The sequence below is a fragment of the Streptomyces sp. NPDC001450 genome (assembly GCF_053597295.1).
In genome coordinates, this window is the sequence record NZ_JBSFHY010000027.1 from 71,558 (window position 1) to 88,655 (window position 17,098).

16 protein-coding genes are annotated in these 17,098 nt (G+C 71.8%); 7 read left to right on the forward strand and 9 right to left on the reverse strand.

The annotated features are described in order from the left end of the window. Positions 1-105 precede the first annotated feature (105 nt). Both ftsH and folE read left to right on the forward strand, forming a co-directional pair. On the forward strand, positions 106-2,145 hold the full coding sequence (gene ftsH / locus ACWC5O_RS27395; RefSeq protein ID WP_450589782.1) for an ATP-dependent zinc metalloprotease FtsH: 2,040 nt from the start codon (positions 106-108) through the stop codon (positions 2,143-2,145). Between the two features lie 129 nt (positions 2,146-2,274). Next, entirely contained in the window at positions 2,275-2,880 is a 606-nt protein-coding gene (gene folE / locus ACWC5O_RS27400) for a GTP cyclohydrolase I FolE (protein WP_094218329.1), read from the forward strand. A gap of 66 nt (positions 2,881-2,946) precedes the next feature. Here folE and ACWC5O_RS27405 read toward each other — a convergent pair whose 3' ends face one another. From ACWC5O_RS27405 to ACWC5O_RS27430, 6 genes are all read right to left on the reverse strand, one after another. Next, positions 2,947-3,435 carry a DUF3180 domain-containing protein gene (locus ACWC5O_RS27405; RefSeq protein ID WP_450589724.1) on the reverse strand — a complete coding sequence of 163 codons (489 nt, stop codon included), beginning with the start codon at positions 3,433-3,435 and terminating at the stop codon, positions 2,947-2,949. Between the two features lie 58 nt (positions 3,436-3,493). Next, positions 3,494-4,105 (reverse strand): 2-amino-4-hydroxy-6-hydroxymethyldihydropteridine diphosphokinase, encoded by a 612-nt coding sequence (gene folK, locus ACWC5O_RS27410; protein WP_450589725.1) that lies wholly within the window; start codon positions 4,103-4,105, stop codon positions 3,494-3,496. Beyond that, positions 4,102-4,461 (reverse strand): dihydroneopterin aldolase, encoded by a 360-nt coding sequence (gene folB, locus ACWC5O_RS27415; RefSeq protein WP_094218326.1) that lies wholly within the window; start codon positions 4,459-4,461, stop codon positions 4,102-4,104. The genes folK and folB overlap by 4 nt, the downstream gene beginning before the upstream one ends. Positions 4,462-4,710: 249 nt before the next feature. After that, positions 4,711-5,250, reverse strand: coding sequence for a nuclear transport factor 2 family protein (locus ACWC5O_RS27420; RefSeq protein ID WP_450589726.1), 540 nt, complete (start codon positions 5,248-5,250; stop codon positions 4,711-4,713). Continuing rightward, positions 5,247-6,107, reverse strand: coding sequence for a dihydropteroate synthase (gene folP / locus ACWC5O_RS27425; RefSeq protein ID WP_450589727.1), 861 nt, complete (start codon positions 6,105-6,107; stop codon positions 5,247-5,249). The genes ACWC5O_RS27420 and folP overlap by 4 nt, the downstream gene beginning before the upstream one ends. Positions 6,108-6,240: 133 nt before the next feature. Next, complete coding sequence (locus tag ACWC5O_RS27430; RefSeq protein WP_450589728.1) at positions 6,241-8,055, reverse strand: phosphatidylglycerol lysyltransferase domain-containing protein; 1,815 nt, start codon at positions 8,053-8,055, stop codon at positions 6,241-6,243. Between the two features lie 226 nt (positions 8,056-8,281). Here ACWC5O_RS27430 and ACWC5O_RS27435 point away from each other — a divergent pair, with 226 nt between their 5' ends. Both ACWC5O_RS27435 and ACWC5O_RS27440 read left to right on the forward strand, forming a co-directional pair. After that, positions 8,282-9,409: an alpha/beta hydrolase gene (locus ACWC5O_RS27435; RefSeq protein ID WP_450589729.1), complete on the forward strand. Its 1,128-nt coding sequence runs from the start codon at positions 8,282-8,284 to the stop codon at positions 9,407-9,409. A 97-nt stretch (positions 9,410-9,506) separates the two neighbouring features. Beyond that, positions 9,507-10,865: a hypothetical protein gene (locus tag ACWC5O_RS27440; RefSeq protein WP_450589730.1), complete on the forward strand. Its 1,359-nt coding sequence runs from the start codon at positions 9,507-9,509 to the stop codon at positions 10,863-10,865. A gap of 60 nt (positions 10,866-10,925) precedes the next feature. On the opposite strand, the gene ACWC5O_RS27445 is transcribed toward ACWC5O_RS27440, so the two are convergent. Both ACWC5O_RS27445 and ACWC5O_RS27450 read right to left on the reverse strand, forming a co-directional pair. Beyond that, complete coding sequence (locus ACWC5O_RS27445; RefSeq protein ID WP_450589731.1) at positions 10,926-12,251, reverse strand: PH domain-containing protein; 1,326 nt, start codon at positions 12,249-12,251, stop codon at positions 10,926-10,928. After that, a complete protein-coding gene (locus ACWC5O_RS27450) occupies positions 12,248-12,751 on the reverse strand; it encodes a PH domain-containing protein (protein WP_450589732.1) in 504 nt (167 codons plus the stop codon). Before ACWC5O_RS27450 ends, ACWC5O_RS27445 begins: the two co-directional genes overlap by 4 nt. Before the next feature lie 31 nt (positions 12,752-12,782). Between ACWC5O_RS27450 and ACWC5O_RS27455 the strand changes: the two genes are divergently transcribed. After that, a complete protein-coding gene (locus ACWC5O_RS27455) occupies positions 12,783-13,931 on the forward strand; it encodes an NADH-quinone oxidoreductase subunit D (protein ID WP_450589733.1) in 1,149 nt (382 codons plus the stop codon). Positions 13,932-13,941: 10 nt separating this feature from the next. Here ACWC5O_RS27455 and ACWC5O_RS27460 read toward each other — a convergent pair whose 3' ends face one another. Continuing rightward, positions 13,942-15,009, reverse strand: coding sequence for an SAM-dependent methyltransferase (locus ACWC5O_RS27460; RefSeq protein ID WP_450589734.1), 1,068 nt, complete (start codon positions 15,007-15,009; stop codon positions 13,942-13,944). Positions 15,010-15,127: 118 nt separating this feature from the next. On the opposite strand from ACWC5O_RS27460, the gene ACWC5O_RS27465 reads away from it, so the two are divergent. Both ACWC5O_RS27465 and ACWC5O_RS27470 read left to right on the forward strand, forming a co-directional pair. Further along, a complete protein-coding gene (locus ACWC5O_RS27465) occupies positions 15,128-16,333 on the forward strand; it encodes a sensor histidine kinase (RefSeq protein WP_450589735.1) in 1,206 nt (401 codons plus the stop codon). 83 nt (positions 16,334-16,416) lie between these two features. Next, positions 16,417-17,088 (forward strand): response regulator, encoded by a 672-nt coding sequence (locus tag ACWC5O_RS27470; RefSeq protein WP_450589736.1) that lies wholly within the window; start codon positions 16,417-16,419, stop codon positions 17,086-17,088. The last annotated feature ends 10 nt before the right edge of the window (positions 17,089-17,098 follow it).

Genomic DNA, 17,098 nt, shown 5'->3' on the forward strand with positions numbered 1-17,098 from the left:
TGCCACTCCGTGCGGCTTCGGACAACAATGCTGGGGTACCGTCAGAAGAACTGTCTTATCAAACTCACTATGGCAGGAGGGACGGGGCGGCACCGCTCCGTATGGATGGACGTGAAGCGATACTTCCGTGGGCCGGTCATGTGGATCGTGCTGGCCGTCCTTGCCGTGGTCGTGTTGATGCAGGTCGTCGGCTCGTCCGGCGGCTACAAGACGGTGGACACCGGCCAGGTCGTGGCGGCGATCAACGCGAACAAGGTCGAGTCGGCCAAGCTCACCACCGGTGACGAGCAGACCATCAAGGTCACCCTCAAGGACGGCCAGAAGGTCGAGGGCAGCTCCAAGATCCAGGCGAGCTACATCGGCGACCAGGGCGTGACCATCGCCGCCACACTGCAGACCAAGTACCAGGACAAGCAGATTCCGGACGGCTACACGGTCTCGCCGTCCAAGCAGAACCCGTTCGTCGGCGTCCTGCTCTCCCTGCTGCCCTTCGTCCTGATCGTGGTCGTCTTCCTGTTCCTGATGAACCAGATGCAGGGCGGCGGCTCCCGGGTCATGAACTTCGGCAAGTCCAAGGCCAAGCTCATCACCAAGGACACCCCGAAGACGACCTTCGCCGACGTCGCGGGCTGCGACGAGGCCGTCGAGGAACTCCACGAGATCAAGGAGTTCCTCCAGGAGCCGGCCAAGTTCCAGGCCGTCGGCGCCAAGATCCCCAAGGGTGTGCTCCTCTACGGCCGCCCCGGTACCGGCAAGACGCTCCTCGCGCGCGCCGTGGCCGGCGAGGCCGGAGTGCCCTTCTACTCGATCTCCGGTTCCGACTTCGTCGAGATGTTCGTCGGTGTCGGTGCCTCCCGAGTCCGTGACCTCTTCGAGCAGGCCAAGGCGAACGCCCCGGCGATCGTCTTCGTCGACGAGATCGACGCGGTCGGCCGCCACCGCGGCGCCGGCCTCGGCGGCGGTCACGACGAGCGCGAGCAGACCCTGAACCAGCTGCTCGTCGAGATGGACGGCTTCGACGTCAAGGGCGGCGTGATCCTCATCGCCGCGACGAACCGGCCCGACATCCTCGACCCGGCTCTGCTCCGCCCCGGCCGCTTCGACCGTCAGATCGCGGTCGACCCGCCGGACCTGCAGGGCCGCATGGAGATCCTCAAGGTCCACCAGAAGGGCAAGCCGGTCACGCCCGACGTCGACCTGGCCGCCGTCGCCCGCCGCACCCCCGGCATGACCGGTGCCGACCTCGCCAACGTGCTCAACGAGGCCGCGCTGCTCACCGCCCGCAGTGACCAGAAGCTGATCGACAACAAGGCTCTGGACGAGGCGATCGACCGCGTGGTCGCGGGCCCGCAGAAGCGGACCCGGATCATGTCGGACAAGGAGAAGAAGATCACCGCGTACCACGAGGGCGGTCACGCCCTGGTCGCGGCGGCCTCGCCGAACTCCGACCCGGTCCACAAGATCACGATCCTCTCCCGCGGCCGCGCCCTCGGATACACGATGGTGCTCCCGGACGAGGACAAGTACTCGACCACCCGCAACGAGATGCTCGACCAGCTGGCGTACATGCTGGGCGGCCGCGCGGCCGAGGAACTGGTCTTCCACGACCCGACCACCGGCGCCGCCAACGACATCGAGAAGGCCACCAACCTGGCCCGCGCGATGGTCACGCAGTACGGCATGACCGAGCGGCTCGGCGCGATCAAGTTCGGCGGCGACAACAGCGAGCCCTTCCTCGGACGTGAGATGGCTCACCAGCGCGACTACTCGGAAGAGGTCGCCGCGCTGGTCGACGAAGAGGTCAAGAAGCTCATCGAGACCGCTCACAACGAGGCCTGGGAGATCCTGGTCGAGAACCGTGACGTGCTCGACCAGCTCGTCCTGCACCTGCTGGAGAAGGAGACCCTGGGCAAGGAGGAGATCGCCGAGATCTTCGCCCCGATCCACAAGCGCCCGCCGCGGCCCGCGTGGACCGGCTCCTCCCGCCGTACCCCCTCCACCCGCCCGCCGGTGCTCTCCCCGAGGGAGCTGGCACTGACCAACGGCGCGAACGGAGCGACTGCGGCGATCAGCACGGCCAAGTCCACGGTGTCGGAGTCCGCCCCGGTGACGGACACGACTCCGGAAGACCGCCCCGAGAGCTGAACACTTCCAGCCACCAGGCCGGAATGAATGCCGCGGCCCCCAGGTTCTAGCCTGGGGGACGCGGCATTTCGCATGTCCGCAGACAGAGCGCGTGGACGCACGCGTGACAGCACAGGAACGAGGAACCAGATGACCGACCCCGTGACCCTGGACGGTGAGGGCACCATCGGCGAGTTCGACGAGAAGCGCGCCGAGAACGCCGTACGGGAACTGCTGATCGCGGTCGGCGAGGATCCGGATCGTGAGGGCCTCAGGGAGACGCCGGCGCGGGTGGCGCGGGCGTACAAGGAGATCTTCGCGGGCCTGTGGCAGAAGCCCGAGGACGTCCTGACGACGACGTTCGACCTGGGGCACGACGAGATGGTGCTCGTGAAGGACATCGAGGTCTACAGCACCTGTGAGCATCACCTGGTGCCGTTCCGGGGCGTCGCCCACGTCGGCTACATCCCGTCCGTGACCGGGAAGATCACCGGCCTGTCCAAGCTGGCCCGGCTCGTGGACGTCTATGCCCGGCGCCCGCAGGTGCAGGAACGACTCACCACGCAGATAGCGGACTCCCTCATGGAGATCCTGGAGCCGCGGGGCGTGATCGTGGTCGTCGAGTGCGAGCACATGTGCATGTCGATGCGGGGCATCCGCAAGCCGGGCGCGAAGACGATCACCTCGGCGGTGCGCGGTCAGCTGCGGGACGCGGCGACGCGGAACGAGGCGATGAGCCTCATCATGGCGCGCTGACCGACCTTCGCTGAACGACTCCTCGGCGAGCGACTTCCAGGCGAACGGCTTCTTCGGAGCCGGTGGTCAGGCCGCCGGCTCCGCGCCCGCTCGGTTGCGGTCCTCGTCCTCGGGGAGCTTGCAGACTCGCTCCAGGAACATGGCCGCCGCTATCACGCCGATGCCGGCCAGGACCGAGAGGCCGGCGTAGAGGGCCTGGTCGCGGCGGGCGGGGATGTCGAGGAGTTCCAGGAGGAAGACGCCCGTACCGCCGTACATGCCGGCGACCAGGGCGGCCACCAGGGCGCTGGCCTGGCCGAAGACGACCGCTCGGGCGGCCATCAGGGGGTCGACGCCCTTGGCGCCGGGGCGACGCTCGCGCTGGGCCTTGAGGCGGGCGCGCAGCGAGAGCGCCGTGGCGAACAGGACCACCGCGATCAGCGCGAGGACGACGGGGGCGGCCAGGGGGACGCTGGGGAGTGTCCCGATCGAGTTCCAGAGGCGGGCGCCCGCCCAGGACAGGATGCCGGCTACGACGAACACGCCGGCCAGCACCCTGATGCGCAGCTCTCTCACGGTGTCCCTTCAGCTCCCCCGGACAGGTCCCGGACTGTGGTCGTCTTGACCTTAACGACTACTCGGGCAGTCGGAGTTCCAGGTCCTTGCGGGCCTCGATGCCGTCGCGGGTGACGGCCGACAGGAGTTCGGCCACCGTGCCCCGGCCGGGCAGCAGTGCCTGCGGGTCGATGTCGTGCCAGGGTGCGAGCACGAAGGCGCGTTCGTGGGCGCGCGGGTGGGGGAGGGTGAGCTGCGGGTCGTCGGAGGTGACGTCCGCGTAGGCGACGATGTCGACGTCCAGGGTCCGCGGTCCCCAGCGCTCGTCGCGGACCCGGTTGAAGGCCTCCTCGACGGCGTGGGCCCGCTCCAGCAGGGACGACGGGGGCAGGGTGGTCTTCAGGACGACGATGGCGTTGAAGTAGGAGGGCTGGCTGCCGGGGTCGACGCCCCAGGGCTCCGTCTCGTAGACCGGCGACACGGCCTTCACGCGGACGCCGGGGGTGTCCTCCAGGGCGTCGACGGCTCCCTGGAGGGTCTCCAGGCGGTTGCCGAGGTTGGAGCCGATGGAGATCACGGCCCATTTCGGATTGCTCAGTGTCGTGTCGGCGGCGTCCACCTGCTCGACGACCGAGGCAGGCACCGGCTGGACGGTCGGGTCGCTGTGACCCTGGGCGAAAGGTCGGGTCATACTCGGCTCCGGGTGATGGTGACGGTCACGTCGTCGAAGGGGACGGTGATCGGGGCGTCCGGCTTGTGGACGCGGACCTCGACCTCCTGGACCCCTTCGTGCTTCAGGCAGGTCTGGGCGATCCGCTCGGCGAGGGTCTCGATGAGGTTCACCGGTTCGCCCTCGACCACGGCCACGACCTCTTCGGCCACGATGCCGTAGTGGACGGTCTTCGCCAGGTCGTCGTCGGCCGCGGCCGGCCGGGTGTCCAGGCCAAGGACGAGGTCCACGATGAAGGTCTGGCCCTCCTCGCGCTCCTTGGGGAACACACCGTGGTGCCCGCGGGCCTTCAGGCCGCGCAGCGCGACACGATCCACGCGAATCACTCCTGCAATCGTCGGGAACGGCCGGGCGGTGCCGCGTGCGGGCGGCACACCGGCCTCTGACGAATCTACCTGCGGGCGCTGACACATCCGGGTGACGGGGGCGCGTGCCTGGGCGGGGACCCGGAGGCTTCACCGTGTGTTTCCCCTGGGGAACCCGGCCGCGTCATGGGCTGGTAGCCGCACATACCCCCGGGTAGGTGATTCCAACCACTTCTTGGTCCTTGTGGGGCTCGTACCCGGTTACGCGAGGGGGTTGTCGCCCGGATTCTCACCGTTCGCTCCGGTCTGGCCGTTTTCATCTTCCTCGTTGCTTTCGGCCAGTACGGGCGAGGCGTGGTGCGACCAGAGTTTCCACCCGGTGGGGGTGCGCCGGAACACGTTCGTGGCGACCACGAGCTGGCCGACCAGGGGGCCGAGTTCCGTGCCGTCCTCGGGGGCGGGGCCGCCGCTGAGGATGTTCTCGGTGCAGGTCACGAGGGCGGTGTCGCCGGTGACGGAGACGTGCACGTCGGTGAGGAAGAACTGGATGTAGTCGGTGTTCGCCATGATCAGCGCGTACGACCTGAGGACCTCGGAGCGGCCGGTGAGCACCGGCCAGCCGGGGTGGACGCAGGAGATCACGCCGGTGTCCGCCGGGTCGTGGTACTCCTCGTCGACGCCCAGGTCGGAGGGCGTGAGCCAGAGCGAGGACAGTTCCTCGAAGTCACCGCGCTCCATCGCCTCGTAGAAGGCGGTGTTGGCGGCCTCCACCTGTTCGACGTCGGTGTGGGGGGCGCTCACCGGGCTCCTTCAACGGCGCGCGCGACCCGCACCGCGTCCGCGGTGGCGCGTACCTCGTGCACGCGCACCGCCCACGCGCCGGCGTGCGCCGCGAGCGCGGAGACGGCGGCTGTGGCGGCGTCGCGCTCGCGGGCCGGCGGGGGCGCGCCCTTGGGGCCGGCGAGGACACGGCCGAGGAACCGCTTGCGGGAGGCGGCGACGAGCAGGGGGTGGCCGAGGGCGTGCAGGCGGTCCAGGTGGGCGAGGAGGGCAAGGTCGTGCTCGGCCTCCTTGGAGAAGCCGAGGCCGGGGTCGACGACGATGCGGTCGGGGGCGATGCCGCCCTCGAGAACGGCCTGCACGCGCGCGTGCAGTTCGTCCACGACTTCGGCGACGACGTCCTCGTACCTGCCCTGGACGTTGCCGCCCTGGAGGAAGCCGCGCCAGTGCATGACGACGAAGGGGGCGCCTGTGGCGGCGACCACGGGGATCATCGCGGGGTCGGCGAGGCCGCCGCTGACGTCGTTGACGAGGGCGGCGCCGGCGGCGAGGGCTTGCTCGGCGACGGAGGCGCGCATGGTGTCGACGGAGACGGCCACACCTTCGGAGGCGAGGCCGCGGACGACGGGGATGACGCGCCTGAGTTCCTCGGCCTCGTCGACGCGGGTGGCGCCCGGACGGGTGGACTCGCCGCCGACGTCGACCAGGTCCGCACCCTCGGCCACCAGGTCCAGGCCGTGCTTGACGGCGACGGTCGTGTCGAACCAGCGGCCGCCGTCGGAGAAGGAATCGGGGGTCACGTTCACGACCCCCATGACCGCGCACCGGTCCCATGCCGGAAGGCCCGCCACTCGGCCGCGCCCGCTGAGGTTGTTCATACGTTCAGCGTAGGCCCAGGGGGGCGCCGCCCACGCGCCGCGGCCCGGGCGGAAGCTCCCGTGCTGGAGGGGGTGGGGCTTCCGCCCGGGCCAGTCAGGGGCCGGGCAGTGCTCTGCGCGCGGCAGGGCGGGGTCAGGCGGCCCGGACGTCGCGTTCCGGCACGGAGTGCGCGCAGGGGCGCTCGGCGGCCGCCCGGCGCCGGCGCAGGAAGCGCGGGAGCGGCAGGGCGAGGTTGACGAAGCCCTCCGCCTGCATGGCGGCGAAGCCGATGCGGGGCAGGTCGGCGGAGGCGCGGTAGACGACGAAGCGCGGCTCCCAGCGCGGCTGGAACTTGGCGTTGAACTTGTACAGCGACTCGATCTGGAACCAGCGGGAGAGGAACACCAGCAGTCCGCGCCAGGCGCGCAGCACCGGGCCCGCACCGATCTTCTCCCCGCGCGCGAGGGCGGAGCGGAACATCGCGAAGTTCAGCGAGACCCGCGTGATGCCGAACTTGGGGGCGGCCTGCAGTGCGGCGACGATCAGCAGTTCGTTCATGCCGGGGTCGGCGGTGCGGTCGCGGCGCATGAGGTCCAGGGAGGCGCCGTCGGTGCCCCAGGGCACGAAGTGCAGGATCGCCTTCAGGTCGCCGTACTCGCCGGGCTCGTCGTCGGCCTTGTGGGCCGTGGCGATCAGACAGTCGCCGTCGGCGGTGTCGCCGATGCGGCCGAGCGCCATGGAGAAGCCGCGCTCGGTGTCGGTGCCGCGCCAGTCCTCGGCCGCCCGGCGGATGCGCTCCAGCTCGGCCTCGCCGAGGTCACGGATGCGCCGTACTCGGGTTTCGTAGCCGGCCCGCTCGATGCGCTTGACCATCTGGCGCACGTTGCGCATCGCGCGTCCGGCGAGTGAGAAATCCGCCACGTCGACCACCGCCTCGTCGCCCAGCTCCAGGGCGTCCAGGCCGGTCTCGCGGGTCCACACCTCGCCGCCCGTCTCCGAGCAGCCCATGACGGCCGGGGTCCAGGAGTGTGCCTTGGCCTCGTCCATGAAGCGTTCGATGGCGCCGGGCCAGGCCTCGACGTCGCCGATCGGGTCGCCGCTGGCGAGCATCACGCCGGAGACGACGCGGTAGGTGACCGCCGCCTTGCCGCTGGGCGAGAAGACGACCGCCTTGTCGCGGCGCAGCGCGAAGTGGCCGAGGGAGTCGCGGCCGCCGTGCTTGTCCAGCAGGGCGCGCAGCCGGGCCTCGTCCTCCTCGGTGAGGCGGGCGGCCGGGTGTTCGGGGCGGAAGGCCAGGTAGATGGTGGTGACCGCGGTCAGCCAGCCGAGGGCGCCGAGGGAGAAGGCCACCGTCCAGGAGGTGTTGCCGTCGTAGTCCAGGGGGCCCTCGAAGCCGAACAGGCCGTAGACGACGTGCGTCAGCCGGTCGGCCAGGCTCGGGTCGCCGACCATGCGGTTCGGATGGACGCTCACGATGACCAGGCCGAGAGCGAGTGAACCGGCGGCCATCAGGACGAAGTTGGCGAGTGCGCGCCAGCGGCTGCGCGGGTCGGGCAGGGCCGCGAACTCGTCGCGGTGGCGCAGCAGCGGTATCAGGAGCGCCATCGAGATGAGCATGCCGATGAGCGAGTGCCGGTACACGAACTCGGCGGCCGCACCGGCGGGCAGGAGAGCGACCGCCGCGCGCCACGCCCGGCGCTTGCGCCGCTTGAGCCCGTGTGCGAGCAGGAGCAGCAGCACGCCCGCGCTGAGCGAGAGCGCCGCCGCGAAGGGCCCGAAGGAGCCGGGCAGCACCTCGGCCAGGGCGTGCATACGGCTGTGACGGAAGCGCGGGAACACGCCCGCGGCAATGTCCACCACGCCCACGAGGGCGCACGCCCTGGCGACCAGAGCGGGGACGGCCTCGGGGCGCGGGCCGCGCAGTATGCGCCGCGCCCGGCTTGATCGGCCCGGAACCCCGCCCGACATTTCCCCATCTATCCTGACAGACATCGCATCCCGTAGTTCTGCGAGAGACCTTGAACCCGGTGCCGATCGGGGCATCCGGCGACATTGCGCCCTCTAGGACGGTGTCTTGGGGAGAGAGGTTCACTCCCCTCCGGAAAGTCGGGTCAAAGGCCAAGGAAAGCCCCGGGCAAGCCCTTGCAACGAAGCTGGGTGGGCCACGGGCGGAAAGCGCAGGCAGGAAGAGCCCATGGGTCTCACGAGCAACAAGGTGCTGGCGCTTGCGGTCATGTTCGCCGCGGTGCTGTTCATCGCCACGGTGTGGTTGTGGCCGCGGCTCGCCCGGCAGAACTGGCGGGCCGTCAGCGGGCGCGTCGGTCTGCTCCTTGCCACCCAGCTGGCCCTCTTCGGCTCCCTCGGGGTCGCCGCCAACCAGGCCTTCGGGTTCTACGCCACTTGGGCGGACCTGTTCGGCCAGGAGACCGAGCAGGGCATAGTCGTCGACCACTCGGCCAACGCCGGTACGGGCGGCCCGCTGCAGGTGGTCTCCACTTCCCTGGTCAAGGGCGTGAACGGCTCGCGGCCGCAGACGACCGGGCAGATCCAGAAGGTGGACATCGTGGGCCGCAAGACCCACATCGCCACACCGGCGTACGTCTATCTCCCGCCCGAGTACTTCCAGCCGCAGTACCGCACGCGTACGTTCCCGGCGGCCGTCGTGCTGACCGGCTACCCCGGTACGGCCCAGGCGCTGGTGGACAAACTGCACTACCCGCGTACGGCGCAGGAGCTGGCCAAGGACGGGCGGATGCAGCCGATGATCCTGGTGATGCTGCGCCCGACCGTGGCGCCGCCGCGCGACACCGAGTGCGTGGACGTCCCGGGCGGCCCGCAGAGCGAGACCTTCTTCGCCAAGGACCTGCCCGAGGCCGTACTCGCGCACTACAGGGTGGGCAAGCGGCCCGGCAGCTGGGGCGTCGTCGGTGACTCCACCGGCGGCTACTGCGCGCTGAAGCTCGCCATGCACCACCCGAGCGTCTACGCGGCCGCCGCCGGTCTCTCGCCCTACTACAAGGCGCCGATCGACCCCACGACCGGTGACCTCTTCCGCGGTGACACGAACCTGCAGAATCGTGCCGACCTGTGGTGGCTCCTCAAGCACGAGCCCGCGCCCGACACCTCGCTGCTCGTCACCAGCAGCAGGATCGGCGAACACAACTACAAGGACACCCTCAAGTTCATAGGGGATGTGCAGGCCACGAACCTGACCCGGATCTCGTCGATCATCCTGGACAGCGGCGGGCACAACTTCAACACCTGGCGCCGGGAGATCCCGCCGACGCTGCAGTGGCTCAGCGGGCGGCTGAGCGACCGGTGAGCCGCCGGGTGCCCGATGCCCGGGGAAGCTTTTGGTGTGACGGTGTTTTTACGGGGCGGGGGTCCGCGATTCGCCTACGCGCGGTAAGTTTCTGGCCATGCCACGTGGACGCCACCGCCATTCACCGCCTCTGCACCGGCTGTTGCCGCCGTCGGCGATCGCCGGCGTGTCCGTCGTCTGCGCGCTGGGTCCCTGGGTGTTCTCCGAGGTCACGGTGTTGCGCACGCTGGCCGCGGCCGCCGCGGCGACCGCTGTCGCGGGCGCCGTCGTGATGCGCCGCTGGGACTCCCAGGCGGGCAAGCAGGTCGCCGACCTCACGCGCGCGCGTGTCAGCGACGAGTGGCGCTACGACGAACGGGTCGCCGAACTGGAGACCGATCTGGAGGAGTCGCGCGAGCTGCGCACCAAGCTCGAGCAGCGGCTGCGCGCCAAGCGCGCGGAGCTGGCCGGGCTGCGCAACGAGCACGCGGCTCTGCTGCGCCGCTACGCCACCGCGGAGACCGAGCGCGCGAGCGCCCTGGAAGGACGGCGGCTGCTGGAGATCGAGGCGGCCGAGCCGTCCGGCCCGCCCGCGCTGCCGCCCGCGCGCAGCGCCGAGCCCGAGGCCGCCGAGCCCGAGGCCGTCGAGACGACCGCTGAGACCGCCGAGGCTGCCGAGGAGACGCCGAAGGCTGGTCCGGTCTTCTCCGCCGAGGGCGCTCAGCTGTTCCTGAAGGCCGCGGTGGCGCTGTCCCAGCTCGACCGTGACGGGGCGTCAGCCAAGGCTGAGGCCGAGGAGTCCGCGGAGGCCGAGGAGTCCGCGGAGGCCGAGGAGTCCGCGGAGGCCGGGTCCGGGGAGGCCGGGTCCGGGGAGGCCGAGTCCGCCAAGGTTGCGGCTGCCAGCGCCGAGTCCGTCGCGCCCGAGTCCGTCGCGCCCGAGTCGGTCAGGCCCGAGCCCGTCGCGCCCGAGTCGAAGAAGGCCGAGTCGAAGACGGCCGGGTCCGTCGAGGCCTCGGGTGACGGTGCGCGGAAGCAGTCCGCGCAGGAGGCCCTCACGGAGGACGAGGCGCAGGGGAAGCCCGAGGCGGCCGGCGGACACGAGCCCGCGGCCGCCACCTCGACCACACCGGACCAGCCCGCCAAGCCCGCCGGGCAGCAGCCCGCCGGTCACTTCACGGTGCCGACCGCGGTGGCCGTCGTACCGGCCGCGCCCGTGCGGCGCCCGGCGATCGAGGGCGGGTTCGACTTCTTCGGCACCCAGAAGCAGTCGGCGTCCGCCGCGCTGGAGTCCGTGCAGAACGAGGATCTCGCCGACGTCGTCGGGCAGGAGGCCCTCGCGCTGCACAAGGCCGAGGCGGAGGCCGAGTTCAAGCCCGCCGACGCGGAGTCGCGCGGCGTCGGCCAGGTGATCGACCTGACCGCGCACGACGAGACGGAGCAGATCGACCTCCAGGGGCTGCGCACCGCCGCTTCCTGAGACTCCGCCAGGCACCCACGAGGCACCGAGCCCGGTCCACCCGCGAGGAGTGGGCCGGGCTCACGCCATCCAGCGGTCGGGGCGGGCGTCCCTGCGGCCGGTGCGGGACCGCTCCGCCTGGGCGCGCAGCAGCCGCGCGGCCTCCTCGGCGTCCCGCAGACGGGCCGTGACGGTCTTGTCGGCCCCGGTGTCCACGTGGACGTCGGCGAGCCGCCACAGCCGCTCCCAGGGCCCCTGGGTGAGCCGTACGCTCTGCACCTTGGCGTGCGGGACCAGCGACAGGCGGCGGCGCAGCAGGCCGTGCCGGGCGGCGAACACCGCTTCGGTGACCGCGAGGCCGTGCCCGCGCCACCACACCGGCACGCGCCACCCGGCCCGCCGGGGCGGGCGGGACAGCGACTCCGGTACGGTCACGCCGGGCAGTATGCGCGCTATGACCGACTCGGCCACCGCGCGCGGGGCGACCGGCACCAGCACGGAGTTGTCGGAGCCGGCCACGTCCAGCTCCACCCGCACCCAGCCCCGCCGTCGCCACAGGAGCGGTTCCACGATCCGCACGGTCTGCACCCGCCCCGGCGGCACCGTCTCGTGCGCGCGGTCGAGCAGCCCGTGGTCGATGCGCAGCCCGTCCGGGGACTCGCCCACCGTCCAGTCGTACTCGGCGACGAACCGTCCCGCGCTGCTCGCGCCCGCCGTACCGAGCAGCGGCAGGGCGGCGGCGAGGACCGTCCACACGCTGTGCGTGGCGAGCCACAGCACGGGCGGTACGACGAGGGCGGCGGCCAGGGAGCCCCAGGCGGCGCCCGTCAGCACGAGGGAGAGCGCCAGCTCGCGCGGGGGCACCCGCAGCAGCTCGTGCACCGGCGCCTCGCCGACTTCCTGCGCCGTCTCGGGCGCGAAACCCGCGGCGCGCGCGAGCAGCTCCGCACGCAGGGCGCGCGCCTCCTGCTCGCCCAGGAAGGCGAGTTCGTCCTTCTTGTCGGCCCCGACGACGTCGATGCGCAGCTTCGCGACACCCGCCACGCGCGCGAGGAGCGGCCGCGTGACGTCGACCGCCTGGATGCGCTCCAGCCGGATGTGCGCGGTGCGCCGGAACAGCAGGCCGGTGCGTATGCGCAGTTCGCTGTCGGTGACCGCGAAGTGCGTGAACCACCAGGACAGGAAGCCGTAGAGGCCGGCCGCCGGGACCAGCACGGCGAGCCCGACGAGCAGCATCGTGGAGGTCAGCCGCTGCAGCTGCGCCTGCGCGCCGCTCGGGTCGTGACCGGCCCAGCCGGCGAGTACGGCGACCGGCGCCCAGGCCCGCCGGAAGGGCGTGACGGGGTGCAGCCGCCGCTCGGCCAGGGGCGGGCGCGCCGCCACGTCGTCGAGGTCCGGCGCGGTCACAGGCCCGCCGATCGGGCCTCGCCCAGCTCGGTGAGCCGGTCGCGCAGCCTCTCCGCCTCGGCCGGGTCCAGCCCCGGGATGGTCGCGTCGGTCGCCGCGGCGGCGGTGTGCAGCTGCACGCTGGCCAGCCCGAAGCAGCGCTCCAGGGGCCCCGAGGTGACCTCCACCAGCTGCATCCGCCCGTACGGCACCACGGTCTCCTCGCGCCACAGGACACCGCGGCTGATCAGCAGGTCGTCGGCGCGCTCGGCGTACCGCCAGGAGCGCCAGTTGCGGCCCAGCAGCCGCCAGCCCCACGCGCCCAGGGCCGGCGGGAGCAGCGCGAAGGCGGCCCACGTCCAGCCGGCGAGCAGGCCGGGCAGCAGTCCCGCCGCGAGGGCGAGCACGCCCGTCCACACCGACAGCAGCAGGCGGCGCATGCGCAGCAGGCCGGGCGGCAGTCCCCGCCACACCGGCTCTTCCCCCGCCACCCCGGTCCCCTCGGGGATCCCCGTTTCCATGGAGCCAGCGTACGTAGGGGAAACTGGGTCCATGACTGCGACGGAGACCACGGTCGGCATCGGCGGCGCCGCCGAGAGCACCGACATGGTGCTCAACATCGGCCCCCAGCATCCGTCCACGCACGGCGTGCTGCGGCTCAAGCTGGTGCTGGACGGAGAGCGCATCCTGCATGTGGAGCCGGTGATCGGCTACATGCACCGGGGTGCGGAGAAGCTCTTCGAGGCGCGCGACTACCGGCAGATCATCATGCTCGCCAACCGCCACGACTGGCTGTCGGCGTTCTCGAACGAGCTGGGCGTGGTCCTCGCCGTGGAGCGGATGCTCGGCATGGAGGTCCCCGAGCGCGCGGTGTGGACGCGCACGCTGCTCGCCGAGCTGAACCGGGTGCTCAACCACCTGATGTTCCTCGGGTCGTACCCGCTGGAGCTGGGCGGGATCACGCCGGTCTTCTACGCGTTCCGGGAGCGCGAGGTGCTCCAGAACGTCATGGAGGAGGTCTCCGGCGGGCGCATGCACTACATGTTCAACCGCGTCGGCGGCCTCAAGGAGGACCTGCCGGCCGGGTGGACGGGACGCGCGCGTGCCGTCGTCGCCGCCGTGCGCTCCCGCATGGACGTCTTCGACGACCTGGTGCTCGGCAACGAGATCTTCCGGGGGCGCACGAGGGGCGTGGGGGCACTCGCGCCGGAGACCGTGCACGCCTACGGCGTGAGCGGGCCCATCGCGCGCGCCTCGGGCGTCGACTTCGACCTGCGCCGCGACGAGCCGTACCTTGCCTACGGCGGCCTCCAGGACACCCTGAAGGTCGTCACCCGGAGCGAGGGCGACTGTCTCGCCCGTTTCGAGGTGCTCCTGGAGCAGACCCACAACGCGCTCGACCTCGCCGACGCCTGCCTGGACCGGCTCGCCGAGCTGCCGCCCGGGCCGATCAACCAGCGGCTGCCCAAGGTGCTCAAGGCACCCGAGGGCCACACGTACGCGTGGACCGAGAACCCGCTCGGCATCAACGGCTACTACCTGGTCAGCAAGGGCGAGAAGACCCCGTACCGGCTGAAGCTGCGCTCCGCGTCCTACAACAACATCCAGGCCCTGACCGAGCTGCTGCCGGGGACGCTGGTGGCGGACATGGTGGCGATCCTGGGGTCGATGTTCTTCGTGGTCGGGGACATCGACAAGTGAGCCGCCGGCCCTAGGCGAGTGGGTCCGGGATTCCAACCGGCTGGAGCAGCCAGCCGAAGTCGCCGAGGCCGCCCGGGGCGGTGAGTTCGGCGGCCTCGCCGGCGCTCGCGAGGGCGCGCACGTAGGCAACGGGGTCCGTGGAGGCCAGCGCGAGCGGGGGGCGTGCGCCGGTGAGGCCCAGGGCGCGCAGGGCAGCGCATTGCGTGAGCAGGCGGGCGGTGGGGAGTGTGCGCGCCGTGTCGGAGGGTGCGTGCGCCGTGTGAGCTGTCGCGCGGGCCGACGTGCAGGCGGCTGCGCACGCGTCCAGCGCGACGTGCGCCGTGATGTCGCACGACCCGTCCGGCACGGGCGCCGTCTCGCGCCCCTCCCGGAAGCCGGTGAGCGTCCCGAACGGGGGGCGCGCGTCCGCGGTGTGCGCGTAGTCCACGGCCACCGCGAGTCCCCGCACCACCCGGTCCACCGCGGCCGCCCACGCCAGGTCCCGGGGCAGCCCGATCTCCGCGCGCAGCCCCTCCTCGCCCGGCAGTGGCCACCACCGCGCCAGCCAGTCCGCGTCCGCGCCCGACACCGGCTCCCCGAGCCGCTCGGTGCCGTCCGCCGCGACCAGCACCAGCCGGGGCAGGCCCGCCGGGTCCACCTCGGCGACGTCCACGGGCACGTTGTCCAGCCATTCGTTGGCGAACAGCAGCCCGGTGATCGCGTCCGGGGGCTCGCTCAGCCAGGTGATCCGGTCGTCCAGGCCCGCCGGACGGTCCGCGATCTCGACGGCGTGCCCGCGCGCGCGGGCGGCCACGTCGGCCGGCAGGGCGGCCAGCACGCCGGTCACCAGCTCCCCCCGCCCGGCGCCCATGTCGACGAAGTCCAGCGCCCGCGGCCGTCCGAGCGCCTCGTCGACCCGGCACAGCAGCCGGGCCACGGCGCCCGCGAACAGCGCGGAGGCGTGCACGGACGTTCGGAAGTGACCGGCCGGGCCCTCGGGTCGCCGGTAGAAGCCGTCCGGCCCGTAGAGCGCCTCCTGGGTCGCCTCCCGCCAGCCGCGTCCCTCGCGGATGCTCTCCGCCGTCGCCTCATCCGTCACCGGGACAGACTAGGCGCACAGGTGATCACGGCATCCACCTTGCGGAGTACGCATCGCTCTTGCGGATCGGCCCTCCGGTTGACCCCTGCACGCATCTGGCTTCCCTACTCTGGGTTACGTGCAGCGCCTCTATGACTTCCTCCGCAGGCACCCGACATGGGTCGACAGCTTCTGGGCCGTTGTCCTGTTCGGGCTTTCCGGCGTGAGCGTGGTGAGTCAGAACGGCGTGCCGGACCACCACATGCCGATCGGCGGTGGGCTGGCGGTGTCCGCCGTCCTGTGCGTCGTCGTGGCGCTGCGCCGTCGTTTCCCGGAGGCGATGCTGCTGCTGGCCCTCGCGACCGGGCTGGCCCAGCTGGTCCTGGACATCGAGATGACCGTCGCCGACTTCGCCATGCTGGTGATCACCTACACGGTCGCGGCGGTCGGTGCGCGCTGGGCCTCCCGGCTCGCGCTCTTCGTCAGCCTGTCCGCGGCCGCCCTGGCGCAGATCCGCTGGCCGGACGAGCACTCCAGCGGACTGGGCCGGCTGGCGATCGCGGTGTTCCAGACGGTGCCGTTCGCCCTGGCCTGGGTGCTCGGCGACTCCATGCGCACCCGCCGGGCCTACTTCGCCCAGCTGGAGGAGCGTGCCGCCCGGCTGGAGAAGGAGCGCGAGGCGCAGGCGAAGGTGGCGGTCGCCGCCGAGCGTGCCCGGATCGCGCGCGAGCTGCACGACGTCGTCGCGCACAACGTGTCCGTGATGGTGGTCCAGGCCGACGGCGCCGCCTACGTCCTCGACGCCGCGCCCGACCAGGCGAAGAAGGCCCTGGAGACCATCTCCTCCACCGGCCGTCAGGCCCTCGCCGAGATGCGCCGCCTGCTCGGCGTGCTGCGCACCGGCGAGCACCAGGAGAGCGGGGAGTACGTCCCGCAGCCGGACGTCGAGCAGATCGACGACCTCATCGAGAAGTGCCGCAGTTCCGGTCTGCCCGTCGACTTCAAGGTCGAGGGCACCCCGCGCCCGCTGCCCAGCGGCGTGGAGCTGACCGCGTACCGCATCGTGCAGGAGGCGCTCACCAACACCCGCAAGCACGGCGGGCCCAACGCGGGCGCGAGCGTGCGGCTGGTCTACTTCGACGACGGGCTCGGCCTGCTCGTCGAGGACGACGGCAAGGGCGCTCCGCACGAGCTGTACGAGGAGGGCGGCGCCGACGGCCGGGGGCACGGCCTGATCGGCATGCGTGAGCGGGTCGGCATGGTCGGCGGCACCCTGGACGCCGGCCCGCGCCCGGGCGGAGGATTCCGCATCAGCGCGCTGCTCCCGCTCAAACCGGCGCACTGACGCCGCCGCACGCCCCCTGTTGACACCTGTCACGCCCCCAATGCGCTCCAGAGCAACCCCCAGAGCAAACGGAAGAGGACCCGATGACGATCCGCGTGATGCTCGTCGACGACCAGGTGCTGCTGCGCACCGGGTTCCGGATGGTGCTCGCCGCCCAGCCGGACATGGAAGTCGTCGCGGAGGCGGGTGACGGAGTCGAGGCCCTTCAGGTGGTGCGTTCCACCGCCGTCGACGTCGTCCTGATGGACGTCCGCATGCCGAAACTGGACGGCGTCGAGGCCACGCGCCGCATCTGCCAGGAGTCGAACCCGCCGAAGGTGCTCATACTGACCACCTTCGACCTGGACGAGTACGCCTTCTCCGGGCTGAAGGCGGGCGCCTCCGGCTTCATGCTCAAGGACGTGCCGCCCGGCGACCTGCTGGCGGCCATCCGCTCCGTGCACAGCGGCGACGCGGTCGTGGCCCCGTCCACCACCCGGCGCCTGCTGGACCGGTTCGCGCCGATGCTGCCCTCCGCCGGCCGCGAGCCCCAGCACAAGGGGCTGGAGCGGCTCACCGACCGGGAGCGCGAGGTCATGGTGCTGGTCGCGCAGGGCCTGTCGAACGGCGAGATCGCGGCCCGGCTGGTGCTGTCCGAGGCGACGGTGAAGACCCACGTGGGCCGCATCCTGACGAAGCTCGGCCTGCGCGACCGGGTGCAGGTGGTCGTGCTGGCGTACGAGACCGGGCTGGTGCGGGCCGGCGGCCACGGCTGACACCGGACCG